The 14,428-nt window shown below is 64.2% G+C and carries 11 protein-coding genes; 5 read left to right on the top strand and 6 right to left on the bottom strand.

The genetic code is table 11. From position 1 onward, the window contains the following. Positions 1-115: 115 nt before the first annotated feature. Positions 116-775, bottom strand: coding sequence for a glutathione S-transferase family protein (locus ACFSNN_RS16350; RefSeq protein ID WP_134456847.1), 660 nt, complete (start codon positions 773-775; stop codon positions 116-118). A gap of 277 nt (positions 776-1,052) precedes the next feature. Between ACFSNN_RS16350 and fliD the strand changes: the two genes are divergently transcribed. Further along, positions 1,053-2,561 carry a flagellar filament capping protein FliD gene (gene fliD, locus ACFSNN_RS16355; protein WP_134456846.1) on the top strand — a complete coding sequence of 503 codons (1,509 nt, stop codon included), beginning with the start codon at positions 1,053-1,055 and terminating at the stop codon, positions 2,559-2,561. A gap of 67 nt (positions 2,562-2,628) precedes the next feature. Here fliD and ACFSNN_RS16360 read toward each other — a convergent pair whose 3' ends face one another. From ACFSNN_RS16360 to trxB, 3 genes are all read right to left on the bottom strand, one after another. Then, positions 2,629-3,249 carry a trimeric intracellular cation channel family protein gene (locus tag ACFSNN_RS16360; protein WP_134458954.1) on the bottom strand — a complete coding sequence of 207 codons (621 nt, stop codon included), beginning with the start codon at positions 3,247-3,249 and terminating at the stop codon, positions 2,629-2,631. A 13-nt stretch (positions 3,250-3,262) separates the two neighbouring features. Further along, positions 3,263-4,021 carry a Smr/MutS family protein gene (locus ACFSNN_RS16365; protein WP_134456845.1) on the bottom strand — a complete coding sequence of 253 codons (759 nt, stop codon included), beginning with the start codon at positions 4,019-4,021 and terminating at the stop codon, positions 3,263-3,265. A 170-nt stretch (positions 4,022-4,191) separates the two neighbouring features. Next, positions 4,192-5,193 (bottom strand): thioredoxin-disulfide reductase, encoded by a 1,002-nt coding sequence (gene trxB, locus ACFSNN_RS16370; RefSeq protein WP_134456844.1) that lies wholly within the window; start codon positions 5,191-5,193, stop codon positions 4,192-4,194. 345 nt (positions 5,194-5,538) lie between these two features. On the opposite strand from trxB, the gene ACFSNN_RS16375 reads away from it, so the two are divergent. Together ACFSNN_RS16375 and lolA are read left to right on the top strand one after the other, a co-directional pair. Beyond that, complete coding sequence (locus tag ACFSNN_RS16375) at positions 5,539-7,851, top strand: DNA translocase FtsK (RefSeq protein WP_132375652.1); 2,313 nt, start codon at positions 5,539-5,541, stop codon at positions 7,849-7,851. Positions 7,852-8,214: 363 nt separating this feature from the next. Further along, positions 8,215-8,949: an outer membrane lipoprotein chaperone LolA gene (gene lolA, locus ACFSNN_RS16380; RefSeq protein ID WP_134456843.1), complete on the top strand. Its 735-nt coding sequence runs from the start codon at positions 8,215-8,217 to the stop codon at positions 8,947-8,949. A gap of 80 nt (positions 8,950-9,029) precedes the next feature. Here the strand turns inward: lolA and ACFSNN_RS16385 are convergent, their stop codons facing one another. Beyond that, positions 9,030-9,950 (bottom strand): LysR family transcriptional regulator, encoded by a 921-nt coding sequence (locus ACFSNN_RS16385; protein WP_134456842.1) that lies wholly within the window; start codon positions 9,948-9,950, stop codon positions 9,030-9,032. A gap of 171 nt (positions 9,951-10,121) precedes the next feature. On the opposite strand from ACFSNN_RS16385, the gene speB reads away from it, so the two are divergent. Further along, entirely contained in the window at positions 10,122-11,111 is a 990-nt protein-coding gene (gene speB, locus ACFSNN_RS16390) for an agmatinase (protein WP_134456841.1), read from the top strand. Between the two features lie 82 nt (positions 11,112-11,193). Here speB and cytX read toward each other — a convergent pair whose 3' ends face one another. Then, positions 11,194-12,510: a putative hydroxymethylpyrimidine transporter CytX gene (gene cytX, locus ACFSNN_RS16395; RefSeq protein WP_134456840.1), complete on the bottom strand. Its 1,317-nt coding sequence runs from the start codon at positions 12,508-12,510 to the stop codon at positions 11,194-11,196. A 370-nt stretch (positions 12,511-12,880) separates the two neighbouring features. Between cytX and ACFSNN_RS16400 the strand changes: the two genes are divergently transcribed. Beyond that, positions 12,881-14,194 carry a replication-associated recombination protein A gene (locus tag ACFSNN_RS16400; RefSeq protein ID WP_134456839.1) on the top strand — a complete coding sequence of 438 codons (1,314 nt, stop codon included), beginning with the start codon at positions 12,881-12,883 and terminating at the stop codon, positions 14,192-14,194. Positions 14,195-14,428: the final 234 nt, after the last annotated feature.

A 14,428-nucleotide genomic window follows, 5' to 3' on the forward strand; every position in this document is an offset into this window, starting at 1 on the left:
GCGGAAGTAGGTTTCGAAGTGAAGTGTATAGGTTGGGAAAATTGTTGTCGCAAACCGTTAGGGCTGGCGTGGCGCGGTCGACCGTTTTTTGCGCGAAACGGCCGCGCCGCAGCCCTCAATCGCGGTCCGGCGCGCCGAGTGGAAAGTACGCGCGATACGGGCGCGCTTCGTCCACCGCGCGGGCAAACGACGGCCGCGCCAGCAGGCGCTTGCGGTAGGCGAGCACGTGCGGGAACGCCGGGCCGATGGCGTGCGTCCAGTCGGCGTAAAACAGGAACGGCGCGGCGCCGCAATCAGCGAGACTGAAGGCGTCGCCGGCGGCCCATTCGCGTTTCGCCATCACCTTGTCCAGCCAGCCGTACGCGGTGTCGAGCATGGCGCGCGCGTCGGCGACGGCGTGCGGGTCGCGCTCCGCCTCGGGGCGCATGCTGTCGTAGACGATCTTTTGCTGCGGCGTCGAAATGTAGTTGTCGAAGAAGCGGTCCATGCTGCGCACTTCCAGCGCGGCGCGGGCGTCGGCCGGCAGCAGCGACACCGGGCCGGGGTGATACAGGCCCAGATATTCGATGATGATGCTCGCCTCCATCACGGTCCGGCTGCCGTCGACCAGCACCGGGAAGCGCCTGATCGGCCACAGCGCGGCGAACTCGGCCATGACTTGCGAGTCGTCGTGCGCCAGGAGGCGCAGCTCGAACGGCGTGCCGTTTTCGTAGAGCGCGGTCAAAGCCTTCTGGCAGTAGGACGAGAAGGGATGGGCGTAGAGCTTCAGGGGCATCATCTTCACCTTGGGGGTTGGTGATTGCTGTGGCACGAGAACGGCCGGAGCAGCCGTTTTATCCCACGACGAGCGGGAGCCGCGCAAATCGACAACCACGACACTTGCTCTAACCAATATTCGCTACGTTAAAACGTCACAAAACTATGAAGAAAGATGGTGTAACATTTGAAAACTTTGTAAGAGACGCCGACGTAGCCGGATAAATCGCGCAACAGAAGCAGCCCGGGACGTCGCTTAACGAATAACGAAAAATTCGACGTACGGGGAGCTTCACATGTCCGGCATCACGTCCTCGGTGAATAGCGCGACGGCCAACGCGCAAAGCCAGGTCCAGCAAGCAGCGCAATCCATTATCAGCGGTTCGACCGGCAATTCGTCGATGGATGTGTCGTCCCTGGTCTCGGCGCTCGTCAACGCCAAAACGGCAGGTCAGGCGGCGTCGCTGCAGGCCAGGCAGACCAGCGACAACACCACATTGTCCGCGTACGGCGCGCTCACTTCGGCGCTGTCCGCCTTGCAGGCGGCGATCAAGAATCTGTCGGACGGGACCACCTTGTCCACCTTCGCGGCCACCGCGAGCGGCAAGGGCCTTGACCCGAAAGCGGGCCCCGGCGCGGTGGCCGGCAGCTATGCGATCGACGTGACGCAGATCGCCTCGTCGCAGAGTCTTGCGTCGGCGGCGTTCGGCGCAACGACGCAACTCGGCACCGGCACGTTGACGATCTCGGTCGGCGGCAAGTCGATGGACGTCTCCATCGACAGCACCAACAACACGTTGAGCGGCATCGCGAGCGCGATCAACAAGGCGTCCAACAATCCGGGCGTGACTGCGACGATCGTGACCGGCACCGGCGGCGCTCACCTCGTGCTGCGCTCGGCCACCACCGGCTCGGCCAACACGATCAACGTGGCCACCAGCAACGTGCAGAACGACGCGGGCCTGTCGAGCCTCGGCGTGACCTCGACACCCGGCGCGAACGGCGGAGCGTCCACGATCGTGTCGTCGGACGCCGGCAATGCGTGGCGTCAGAGCGAAGTGGCGCAGGACGCGTTGCTGACCATCGGCGGAATCGCGGCGCGCAGTGCCAACAACGCCGTCACTGATGCGATTGCCGGCGTCACGCTGAATCTGTCGAGCGCGTCGGTCGGCAATCCGCAAACGCTGACCATCGCGCCCGACACCACCGCGCAGAACACGGCCATCACGAACTTCGCCAACCTTTACAACACGGTGGTCACCACGATCGGCAAGTTGTCCTCGTACGACAAATCGTCGAAGACGGGCGGCGCATTGCTTGGCGATTCGACGCTGGTGACGGTCAAGAACGCGCTGGCGTCGATCGTCGCCGGCGGCGTGGGTAAGGGCACCTCCGTAGTGAGCCTCGGGCACATCGGCATCACGCTGAAGGGCGATCCCGCCGACGGTACGCTGGTCGTCGACAACGCCAAACTGACGACCGCGCTCAACACCAGCCCGGCGCAAGTTGCCGCGTTGTTCAACTCGACCGACGGCGTCGGCGCGAAATTGAACAAGAGCATCGACGAGTTCACGCGGACGGGCGGCATTATCGACACGCGCAACAACGCGCTCAACGCCGACCTGAAGAGCGTCACCGCACAGCAGACCAAGCTGAGCGACTACGCCACGCAATTGACGAAGCAGTATCAGAGCCAATTCACCGCGCTGAACACGTTGATGGCGACCATGAACAACAACTCGGCCTATCTGACGGCGCTATTCGGCGGCTCGAAGAGCGCGGGCGCGCTGGCGACCAACAAGTAGTTCGAATGAGCCGGCGGGCGCGTTGCCTGTCAGAGGGCAATGCGCCGCCGTTTGGCGCTTCATGTGGTCAATGCGGCAAGCGCACATTGAACCGGAATGTCGCGAGCCGTGCGAGCAGGATGAAGGCGGTGGCGATCAGCACGCTATAAACCGTGTCGAAATCGACGTAATCCAGCAGCACATACAGCCAGCAGCCAACGAACGCACACGTGGCATACGGCCGCGAGTCGCGCAGGATCAGCGGCACTTCGTTGCACAACACGTCGCGGATCACGCCGCCGAAAACGCCTGTCAGCACGCCCATCATCACCGAGGTGAACCACGGCATCTGCGCGTCGTGCGCGATCGACGTGCCTCCTATGCTGAACAGCCCCAGCCCGATCGCATCCGCCACCAGCAGAACGCGCTCGGAAAAGAGCCGCGACGTCATTTTCAGAAGCGTCGGCGCGAACAGCGACATCACGAAGATCGCGATCAGATAATCTTGATGCTCGACCCAGTAGAAGGGCCGCCGCTCCAGCAGCACGTCGCGCAACGTGCCGCCGCCGAAGGCCGTGGCGATCGCCACCAGAAACGTTCCCACGGCGTCGAGCCGGCGGGTTCTGGCTTCGATAAAACCGGAAATGGCGTACGCGAAAATCGCCAGCGCCTCCATGATGGTCAGTGCGAGCGTCAGCCTCGGATGGATCACCGTGGCTCCGTCAGGCTTTGGCGTGAGCCGGCAATGCGCCCGGCTGCAACAGCACGACCACCGCGCCGGCGCCGCCGTCGTGCGGACGCGCCTGGCAGAACGCGATGACCTCGGACTTCTGCACGAGCCACGCGCGGACTTTGCCCTTCAGTACCGGTTCCTTGCCGATCGATCCCAGGCCCTTGCCGTGAATCACGCGCAAACACCGCAAGCCGCGCTTCACCGACTCGCGGATGAACTCCGCCAGCGCCTCGCGCGCCTCCTCGCGCCGCATGCCGTGCAGGTCGATTTGCGCCTGCACGATCCAGTCGCCGCGCCGCAGTTTGCGCACGACTTCCTGACTCACGCCGGGGCGGCAGTAGGACAGCGTCTCGTCGGTTTCGAGGAGGATCTCCGGGTCGAACTCGTCGGAGATCGCTTCGTGCAGCACGGCTTCTTCGTCGAGTTTGGTTTGCACCGGCAGCGGCGGCGGAGGATTGCGCGGCAGCGTAGCGCGCGGCGGCACGGCGAGCGGTGCAACCGCCCCGATCTCGCGGCGAAACAGATCGGCGTCCGCCGAGGCTTCGCGCTGCGCGGCCGCCGCGGCTACCCGTTCGCGTTCACGCCGTTGCGTGTCGACTTTGAGCGCGTCGCGCAATGCACCGAGGCCGGCGAGCCCGGCCGCCGGATCGAGCTTCGGCTTGGCGGCGGGAGCAGCCGGTTCGGGCGCGGGCCGCGCGACGGCACGCGCGCGCTTCGGTTCGCTCGGATGGGGCTGGTTCTTCGGCATATGGGGTAAGACACGCAGAAAAAGTAGATCGGTCGCGCGACGGTTTCTTGCGACCGGAATGCAAAAAGGCCGCCGGCTTGGCAGCCGCGGCCTTCTTTCAAGCTGACGGCCGGGCCATGCCCTGCCGCCATTTTACCGTCGCGCTTCGGATCGCAGGCTGGCGCGGGCGATTAGCGCTCGGCTTCCTGGCTCATTGCGTGCTCGCCGGCCATCTCGTCGATGGTTTCCAGATAGCGTTGCGCATCGAGCGCGGCCATACAGCCCGTGCCGGCGCTGGTGATTGCCTGACGGTACACGTGGTCCTGCACGTCGCCCGCAGCGAACACGCCGGCTACGCTGGTCGCGGTAGCAAAACCGTTCAGGCCGCCCTTGGTGATGATGTAGCCGTTCTTCATCTCCAGCTGGCCCGCGAAAATGTCCGTGTTCGGCTTATGGCCGATCGCGACGAAAATGCCTTGCAGCGCGATGTCTTCGGTGGCACCCGTTTTCGTGTTCTTGATACGCAGACCGGTCACGCCGGTCTGGTCGCCGGTGACTTCGTCGAGCGTGCTGTCCCACTTGATTTCGACCAGGCCTTCTTTTTCCTTCGCCAGCAAACGGTCGATCAGGATCGGCTCGGCGCGGAACTTGTCGCGGCGATGGATCACGGTCACTTTCTTGGCAATGCCGGAAAGATAAAGCGCTTCCTCGACCGCAGTATTGCCGCCGCCGATCACGGCCACATGTTGTTGCTTGTAGAAGAACCCGTCGCAGGTGGCGCAAGCCGACACGCCCTTGCCCATGAACGCCTCTTCCGACGGCAAGCCGAGATACTGCGCCGATGCGCCGGTCGAGATGATCAGCGAATCGCAGGTGTATTCGCCCGAGTCGCCGATCAGGCGAATCGGCTTCTCATCCAGCTTGGCCGTATGGATATGGTCGAAAATGATTTCGGTATTGAAGCGCTCGGCGTGCTCCAGGAAGCGCGTCATCAGTTCCGGGCCTTGCACGCCGTTGGGGTCCGCCGGCCAGTTTTCGACGTCGGTCGTGGTCATGAGCTGACCGCCTTGGGCCAGACCCGTGACGAGCACCGGCGCGAGGTTGGCGCGCGCCGCGTACACCGCGGCCGTGTAGCCGGCGGGACCGGAACCGAGAATCAGAACCTTGGCGTGTTTCGTGGAAGTTGCAGGCATGATCGAATCCTTTTACGGCGCCCGGCTCGCCCATGCGAGGCCGCGCGACTTGAGCTGAAACTGTAGATGGGTATCAGCGCGACATTATAAAGGGCGGGGCGCCGGCCTGCTCCATGAAGCTTTCCGATCACGCCGATAGCGTCGGCGGCGGGCCGCGCAACGGCTTTCTGTGGCCAAACGGCCAAGTTACCGTCATTTACAGCCTCGCGCGGGACACTGCGTTTACAATAGGCCGGATCGAAGTTCCCGGAAGCCGGGATCGGGCCCGAAGCCGCGCTGGGCGAGGCTTAACCACGACTCAGGCCGGGAGCCGGGCACACACCGGGCACACACGCAACAGGATCAATGGCAAAAGCTCCCTATTCCGCGAGCGCGCAGGCATTGCCGCACCGCATGTCGCGCCTTTTCACCGAAATCCGCTGGATCCTGCAGGTGGCGCTTGGCGTTTTCCTGCTCATGGCGCTCGTCAGCTACAGCCGCCGCGATCCGAGCTGGACCCACGCCGCGCAGGTCGACCATATCGCCAACTGGGCGGGACGCGTCGGCGCGTGGACGTCCGACATTCTGCTGCTGCTGTTCGGCCTGTCCGCTTACTGGTGGATCGTGCTGCTCGGCCGCCATATTTCCGCGAACTACAAACGCATCACCCGCCACGAAGAAGAGCAGGAAGACGTGCCGCGCGAAAGCTGGCTCGCCGACGCGTTCGCGTTCATGCTGGTCCTGCTGGCCTGCGACGGCATCGAGGCGCTGCGCATGTGGTCGCTGAAGGTGCAGTTGCCGCGTGCGCCGGGCGGTGTGATCGGCGAGGCGGTTGCGCGCGGCGTGTCGCATGCGCTGGGTTTCACGGGCGGCACACTGGCGCTCCTGATCGTGCTCGGCATCGGCTTGTCGCTGTATTTCCGTTTTTCGTGGCTGTCGGTGTCGGAAAAGGTCGGCGAATCGATCATTTCCGCGGTGACGTTTGCCAAGCTGCGCCGTGAGGCCGGCCGTGACCGCAAGCTGGGCGAAGCGGCTGCGGTCAAGCGCGAGGGCAAGGTCGAGAAGGGCCGCGTGCGGATCGAGGAGCACGAGCCGGTCATGATCGTGCCGCCGGTCGTCACGCCGGCCAAGTCGGAGCGCGTCGAGAAGGAGCGGCAAGTGCCGCTCTTCACGGACCTGCCGGGCGATTCCACCTTGCCGCCCATCTCGCTGCTCGATGCCGCGCCCGTCGCGCAGGAAACCATCTCGGCGGATACGCTGGAATTCACCTCGCGGCTGATCGAGAAAAAGCTCAAGGACTTCGGCGTCGAAGTGAGCGTGGTCGCGGCGTATCCCGGCCCAGTGGTCACGCGTTATGAGATCGAGCCGGCCACCGGCGTGAAAGGCAGCCAGATCGTGGGTCTTGCCAAGGACCTCGCGCGTTCGCTGTCGCTTGTGTCGATTCGCGTGGTCGAAACCATTCCGGGCAAGAATTTCATGGCGTTGGAGTTGCCGAACCAGCGTCGTCAGACGGTGAGTCTCTCCGAGATTCTCGGCTCGGCGGTTTATGCGGATGCGGCGTCGCCGCTCACCATGGGTCTTGGTAAAGACATCGGCGGCAAGCCGGTGTGCGCCGACCTCGCGAAGATGCCGCACTTGCTGGTGGCCGGTACGACGGGCTCGGGCAAGTCGGTCGGTATCAACGCGATGATCCTGTCGCTGCTCTACAAGGCGAGCGCCGAGCAGGTCCGCATGATCCTGATCGATCCGAAGATGCTCGAAATGAGCGTCTACGAAGGCATTCCGCATCTGCTGTGTCCGGTGGTGACGGACATGCGCCAGGCCGGTCACGCGCTCAACTGGGCGGTGGCCGAGATGGAACGCCGCTACAAACTCATGAGCAAGCTCGGCGTCCGTAACCTCGCCGGCTATAACAACAAGATCGACGAAGCTGCCAAGCGCGAAGAAAAACTGCCGAATCCGTTCAGCCTCACGCCAGACGATCCGGAGCCGCTCACGCGCCTGCCGAACATCGTCGTGGTGATCGACGAACTGGCCGACCTGATGATGGTGGTCGGCAAGAAGGTCGAAGAATTGATCGCGCGGATCGCGCAGAAAGCGCGTGCGGCCGGCATTCATCTGATTCTCGCGACGCAGCGTCCGTCGGTGGATGTGATCACCGGCCTCATCAAGGCCAACGTGCCGACGCGGATGGCTTTCCAGGTGTCGTCCAAGATCGACTCGCGCACGATTCTCGACCAGCAGGGCGCGGAATCGCTGCTTGGCATGGGTGACATGCTGTATCTGCCGCCGGGCAGCGGCTTGCCGGTGCGCGTGCACGGCGCGTTCGTGTCGGACGAGGAAGTGCATCGCGTCGTCGACAAGCTCAAGGAACAGGGCGAGCCGAACTATATCGAGGGCATTCTCGAAGGCGGCGTGACGGGCGAGGGCGACGAAGGCTCCGCGGGCGCCGGAGGAACCGGATCGGGTGACGGCGAGTCGGACCCGCTATACGACCAGGCGGTCGATGTGGTGCTGAAGAATCGCCGTGCGTCGATCTCGCTGGTGCAGCGGCATTTACGCATCGGCTATAACCGCGCGGCCCGGTTGCTCGAGCAGATGGAAAACTCGGGCGTGGTGTCGGCGATGTCGTCGAACGGCAATCGCGAGATTCTGGCGCCTGCGCGGGAAGCGGAATAGAGCGAAGGGCAGCGAGTTCGCAGCGCGGCGGCGAGTGCGCCGTCGGCTGCGAGACGTTGGCGCTTCTTTACCGCAACCGAAGGCAAGCCACGCAGCGCTTTGTGGCGTCGAGGCGTTGCTACCGCCGTCGAAAGTCTCATTTGGCGAGCCATGCTTTGCGGCATCGAAGGGCCGGTCGCTACCCTAAGGCTCGTTTAAGGCGGGGTGGCTAAGCTGCTCATGGCAGGCCTGAGTACAGCGCCAATGGGTAGCGGGCTCGCTGAGATCGCGTGAGGCCCCCGCCAATATGGGCACGCAGACACTGCCAATGCACGAGCAAGCGGTCACGACCGCTCAACGAATTCAATCAAGGGAGAAAACTACATGCAGCTATTCGCGCAGCAGTACGCTCGAGAGAATGCTCAATCCGGCCGAATCGGCCAGTTCGCCCGCACCTTGGTGCGCGGGGTAGGCAGCGTGGCAATCGGCGCGTCGGTGCTGTTCGCGTCGCAGGCGTTCGCTAGCGGCACCGAGCAACTGAAGGCGTTCGTCGCGCAAGTGCATTCGGCGCGCGGCACCTTCGTCCAGCAGGAAGTGCGGGCGCCGAGCAAGGCGCAAGGCGCGAGCGGCACGTTGTCGACCCAGGGGGCGGGCAAAACCGGCACGTCGAGCGGCACCTTCACGTTCGCGCGTCCCGGCAAATTCATCTGGCAATACGAGAAACCGTATGCCCAGTTGCTGCAAGCAGACGGCGACAAGCTCTACGTCTACGACAAGGATCTGAATCAGGTGACGGTGCGCAGCCTCGGCGGCGCACTCGGTGCGAGCCCGGCCGCGATCCTGTTCGGCAGCAACGATCTCGACAAGAACTTCACGCTGCGCGATGCGGGTGTGAAGGCCGGCATCGACTGGCTTGAACTCACGCCGAAGGCGAAAGACACGCAGTTCCAACGCGTGGGAATCGGCTTCAAGGACGGCAATCTCGAAGCAATGGAATTGCACGACGTGTTCGGCAACGTGACGCTGCTGACCTTCTCGAACATTCAGAAGAATCCGCCGCTGCCGGCCGATGCGTTCAAGTTCACGGTGCCGAAGGGCGCGGACGTGATCAACGGATAAGCCGTTACGTAGTTGGTGTGCTATTCGCACAGAAGCCGCGCCGTGAGCGCGGCTTTTTCATTGCGCGCGTGAGTTGTCCACTATTCGTCCACTTCCAGCACCTGCACCGGATGCGCGGCCTTCATATCGTCGATAAACGCTTCGACGATATCCGTTCGATGCTGCCGCGCCCGCGTGACCATATGAAACGCGACGCGGTAACGCATCTGCGCGGGATTCAGCGCGGCGAGCAGCCCTTGCTTGACGAACGGCGCCGCGAAATGCCCCGGCAGATAACCGAGGTGATGCCCGGAAAGCACCAGCATTGCGACCGCTTCCATGTTGTCCGCGACGGCGGTGACGTTCTGCGGCGTGGTCGAACTTTCGGCTTCGGGTAGCGGATAACTGCGCCACGCCCATTCGTGTTGCGCGGCTTCGACGGGCGGCACATCGCCCGCCTGTTCGAACAGCGGATGACCTTTCGCGCAATACGCGAACTGGTCTTCCGCGAACACCTCGGTGTATTCGAGCGACGGCACGCGATGCCAGAAATAGCCAATACCGATCTGAATCCGCCCGTTCAGCAGCAACTCCTCCAGTTCGCCCGGCGAGCGCACCAGAATCGAAAACCGCACCGACTGATCGCGCGCCCGGAACCGGCCGATCGCGTCGCTGATGCGCGCGCTCGCCGACACCGGCGTGTGGCCTATCATGCCTATATCGAGCGTGCCGACCAGCTTGCGGCCGACGTTGCGCGCCTGCATGCCGAAGGTATCGACGGCGGACAGCAGGGCGCGCGCCGCGTCGATGAACTGTTCGCCGCGCGCGGTCAGGCTGAAGCCGCCGCGGCCGCGTTCGCACAGCCGGTAGCCGAGGCGGGTTTCCAGCGTGGCGAGTTGCGTGCTGATGGTCGACTGGCCGACGTTGAGCGTCGCCTGGGCCGGCGAGACGCCACCCGCATCGACAATGGCGAGAAATACGCGGATCAGCCGCAGGTCGAGATCGGTGAGTTGGGAGAACATACGTCAGGATACATCGTTGAAGATCAATGTGAAGTTTATTCCGTCGGTATTTTAACTTCTGGGAAACTGCTCAAGAATCGAGATTCGCCCGGCAAGGTGCGCTTCTGATGCTTCTCCTCGGCCGGTGTGCACGTTTTTGCTTGCTGCCCCTCTTTTCATTGCCGAGACACGATGAATACCTCCTCCTTCATTTCCCCAGAAGCCGGCGAACGGCCGCAACCGCTGTCCGGCAACGCCATGCCCCGCTGCGGCGGCATCGCGACGATGATGCGGCTGCCGAACGTCGGCTCGGCCGAAGGCTTCGACGCCTGCTTCGTCGGCGTACCGTTCGACCTCGGCACCTCGAACCGCACTGGCGCGCGCTTCGGGCCGCGCCAGATCCGCAGCGAATCGGTACTGCTGCGCCCGTACAACATGGCGACGCGCGCCGCGCCGTTCGATTCGCTGCGCGTGGCCGATCTCGGCGACGTCGCGATCAATCCGTATAACCTGCACGATTCGATCAAGCGCATCGAAAGCGCGTACGATGAAATTCTTCAGCACGATTGCAAACCGATCACGCTGGGCGGCGATCACACCATCGCGCTGCCGATCCTGCGCGCGATTCATCGCAAGCACGGCAAGGTCGGCCTGATTCACGTCGACGCCCACGCCGACGTCAACGACACCATGATGGGCGAGAAGATCGCGCACGGCACGCCGTTCCGCCGCGCGGTGGAAGAGGGCTTGCTCGATTGCGATCGGGTCGTGCAGATCGGTTTGCGCGGCACGGGTTACGCGGCGGAAGACTTCGACTGGTGCCGCGATCAGGGCTTCGAAGTCGTGCAGGCCGAAGCGTGCTGGAACCAGTCGCTCGTGCCGTTGATGGCGCGCATCCGCGAGCGCATGGGCGACGGCCCGGTGTACATCACGTTCGACATCGACGGGATCGATCCGGCTTTTGCGCCGGGTACAGGCACGCCGGAGATCGCCGGTTTGACGGTGCCGCAGGCGTTGGAAATCATTCGCGGCTCGCGTGGGCTGAATATCGTCGGCTGCGATCTGGTCGAGGTCGCGCCGCCTTACGATCCGTTCGGCACGACCGCGCTGCTCGGCGCGAATCTCGCGTTCGAATTGCTGTGCGTTCTGCCGGGAGTCGAGTATCGGGCGTCCACGCGCTAAAACGATTCGAGCGATGAGAAAAGGCCTGCATTTGCAGGCCTTTCTGCGTTTACGTGACGCTGATGCTCAACTCAATTGAGCCTCACGCATACGCCGTCTTGCGCGCCGACACGAACACCAGATAACACACCGCGCCGATCACCAGCGCGGGCAAGGTCGCGCCGAGATTCGGCAGCCATTGATTGATCACCTGGTATGCGACGATACCGATCGCCCACGCAAGGAACGCGCTCAGATGCCAGCCGCCTGAGAAGCCATAACGGCCGCGCACGTCGGCGAGCGCGGCGGCTTCGATACGGCGCTTGCGCACGATGAAGTGATCCACCAGCACCACGCCGAACAGCGGCGCGAACACCGAGCCGATCAGCAGCAGGAAGTTCTGATACTTCGCCATCGGCACGGCAAGGGCGATCAGCGTGCACAGCGCGCCGAACGCCGCCGACAAAATGGGCACGCTGCCGCGCGTCCAGAACGTGCCGGTCGACACCGCGGCCGAGTGGATGTCCGCGAACGCGTTGTCGACTTCATCGATCAGGATCAGCAGCAGCGCGAGGCCGCCGCCGGCTTGCGCCAGTGCGCCGGTCAACAGCGCGTCGCCGCCGCCCGCCGCGAGTCCGTAGACCGCGCCGAGCGCGTAAAACCAGATGTTCGCGATGCCGTAGCCGAGCAGCGTGCCGCGGAAGGTTTCGCCGGGCTTGCGGCCGAAGCGCGTGTAGTCGGCGATCAGCGGCAGCCACGACAGCGGCATGGCCACCACCAGATCGATCGCGCCGCCGAACGACATCTCGCCCGTGCCCGGACGCTGCATCAACGCGTTCAGATCGTGCTTGGCGAGCAGATTCCACGTGAGCCACGCCGCGCCCGCGAGCAGCAGCCAGATGCCCCACGTACGCAGAAAGCGCCGCACGAACGAGAGCGGGCCGCTGATCGCCAGAAGCGTCGCGAGCAAGCCGAAGATCACCGTCCAGATGAGCGGCATGGAGAGGCCGAAGGCCTGCCTGGCGAGGGCGTCGGCGGAATCGCGCATCACGATCACCTCGAACGAGCCCCAGCCGACCAGTTGCACCGCGTTCAGCACGGCGGGCACCGATGCGCCGCGCACGCCGAGCGTCGGCCGCAGCGACGACATGGCCGCGAGCCCCGTATCCGTGCCGATCACGCCGGCCAGCGCCAGCAGCACTACGCCGATCACGCTGCCGATCACGATGGCCAGCAGCGCATGCGGCAGCGACAATCCCGGCACCAGCAGGGCGCCCGCTTGCGCGACCAGCAGGCCGATGCCGAGCGAGAACCAGAGCGCGAACGCGTCGCCGGTGCGGAACGCGCGACGCGCGTCGGGCACCGGCGTGAGCGGTGCGTAGGTGGAACCGGCGTCGCCGGCGAGTGGATCTTGTGCCATCTGGTCTTGTCCCTGTTGATAGTGCTTGCCGACTTATTTACAAACTCGTTTGGCGACTCAGTTGCCGACGCGGTTGCCAATCCGGCTGCGAAGCTGCGCCGACGATTGTGTCTGCCGTTATGTCCGCGGTTAGGTCATGGGTTGCCTGCCTCGTCCGATTGCTTCACCGATTACCGGATTCGGCCCGCCTGTATCGTTCCCGGCACGCCGCGCGTCCCTCGTCCAGACGCCGGGCGATTCTTGCCCGGGCGCCGTCACTGTCATAATGCAGGACGTTGCCCGCACCTTCACGTGCTGGCGTGGCTCACCGGCAGTACGCCGCTTTCACACGGACCGCGTCCGGAAAAGCCGAGATTATCCCCAAAACGTCATGTTTGAAGAAACCCGTGCCAATGTTCCGCTCGCCGAACGCCTGCGGCCCCGCAATATCGACGAAGTGATCGGCCAGAAGCACCTGCTTGGCCCGAACAAGCCGTTGCGGGTCGCGTTCGAATCCGGCGAAGCCCACTCGATGATCCTCTGGGGCCCGCCCGGCGTCGGTAAAACCACGCTCGCCCGGCTTATGGCCGACGCGTTTCACGCGGAGTTTATCGCGCTCTCCGCGGTGCTCTCGGGCGTGAAGGATATCCGCGAGGCGGTCGAGACCGCGCAGATTCATCGCGCGAACGGGCATCAGACGCTCGTGTTCGTCGACGAAGTGCATCGCTTCAACAAGAGCCAGCAAGACGCGTTCTTGCCGCATGTCGAATCAGGGCTGTTCGTGTTCGTCGGCGCGACGACCGAGAATCCGTCGTTCGAGGTGAACAGCGCATTGCTCTCGCGTGCCGCCGTCTACGTGCTGAAAAGCCTCACCGACGAAGAGCAGCGCGAGTTGCTCGAGCGCGCGCAGCAGGAACTCGGCGGCCTCACGTTCACCGACGAAGCCCGCGACGCGCTAATCGGTTCCGCCGACGGCGACGGCCGCAAGCTGTTGAACAATCTCGAAATCGTCGCACGGGCGGCTTCGCAGCAAAAGACCACCGAGATCGACGGCGCCTTGCTCGGCAGCGCGCTGGCCGAAAATCTGCGCCGCTTCGACAAAGGCGGCGACGCATTTTACGACCAGATCAGCGCGCTGCATAAATCCGTGCGCGGCAGCAGCCCGGACGGGGCGCTGTACTGGTTTTGCCGCATGCTCGACGGCGGCGCGGACCCGCGTTATCTGGCGCGCCGGATCGTGCGCATGGCGTGGGAAGACATCGGTCTCGCCGATCCGCGCGCCGCGCGCATCGCGCTCGATGCCGCCGAAACTTATGAGCGCCTGGGCACGCCCGAGGGCGAACTGGCGCTGGCGCAGGCGACCATCTATCTGGCGGTCGCGCCGAAGTCGAACGCGGGGTACAACGCGTATAACGAGGCGCGGCGCTTCGTGAGCAAGGACCAGTCGCGCGGCGTGCCGGTGCATCTGCGCAACGCGCCGACCAAGCTGATGAAGGAACTCGGCTACGGTCACGAGTATCGCTACGCACATGACGAGCCAGATGCCTACGCGGCCGGCGAAACGTATCTGCCGGACAACATGCGCGATCCGCGCTGGTACGAGCCGACGCCGCGTGGTCTCGAAGGCAAGATCGGCGACAAGATGGCGCGTCTGGCGGAGCTCGATGCGCAGTGGCGCAGCGAGAACAAGGCGAAGAAGGGTTAGGTTTGGCGGTGGTTCTTGGGCTGCGGCTTGCTTCGCGCTTGGTTTCGCGCCTCGTTGCGGGCCTTGTTTTGCGCCCGGCTGTACGCCTCGTTTTGCGCTTCGCTTTGTGCTTCGATGCACGCCTTGTTTCACGTGTCGCCGTGCGCCTCGCTGCGAGCCTTAGCGCGCGCCATGTCGGCATTCCGCACACGCCGGCTATCTAACGCACCGGCCGCCTACGCCGGTGCGCTAAAA

The organism is Paraburkholderia dipogonis (genome assembly GCF_042680985.1).
In the GTDB taxonomy this organism is placed as follows: Bacteria; Pseudomonadota; Gammaproteobacteria; order Burkholderiales; family Burkholderiaceae; genus Paraburkholderia; species Paraburkholderia phytofirmans.

Excerpts from the sequence above, each read along its gene's own strand:
- ACFSNN_RS16350 (WP_134456847.1), bottom strand. The coding sequence starts at position 775 with ATGCCCCTGAAGCTCTACGCCCATCCCTTCTCGTCCTACTGCCAGAAG.
- fliD (WP_134456846.1), top strand. The coding sequence starts at position 1,053 with ATGTCCGGCATCACGTCCTCGGTGAATAGCGCGACGGCCAACGCGCAA.
- ACFSNN_RS16365 (WP_134456845.1), bottom strand. The coding sequence starts at position 4,021 with ATGCCGAAGAACCAGCCCCATCCGAGCGAACCGAAGCGCGCGCGTGCC.
- trxB (WP_134456844.1), bottom strand. The coding sequence starts at position 5,193 with ATGCCTGCAACTTCCACGAAACACGCCAAGGTTCTGATTCTCGGTTCC.
- ACFSNN_RS16375 (WP_132375652.1), top strand. The coding sequence starts at position 5,539 with ATGGCAAAAGCTCCCTATTCCGCGAGCGCGCAGGCATTGCCGCACCGC.
- lolA (WP_134456843.1), top strand. The coding sequence starts at position 8,215 with ATGCAGCTATTCGCGCAGCAGTACGCTCGAGAGAATGCTCAATCCGGC.
- ACFSNN_RS16385 (WP_134456842.1), bottom strand. The coding sequence starts at position 9,950 with ATGTTCTCCCAACTCACCGATCTCGACCTGCGGCTGATCCGCGTATTT.
- speB (WP_134456841.1), top strand. The coding sequence starts at position 10,122 with ATGAATACCTCCTCCTTCATTTCCCCAGAAGCCGGCGAACGGCCGCAA.
- cytX (WP_134456840.1), bottom strand. The coding sequence starts at position 12,510 with ATGGCACAAGATCCACTCGCCGGCGACGCCGGTTCCACCTACGCACCG.
- ACFSNN_RS16400 (WP_134456839.1), top strand. The coding sequence starts at position 12,881 with ATGTTTGAAGAAACCCGTGCCAATGTTCCGCTCGCCGAACGCCTGCGG.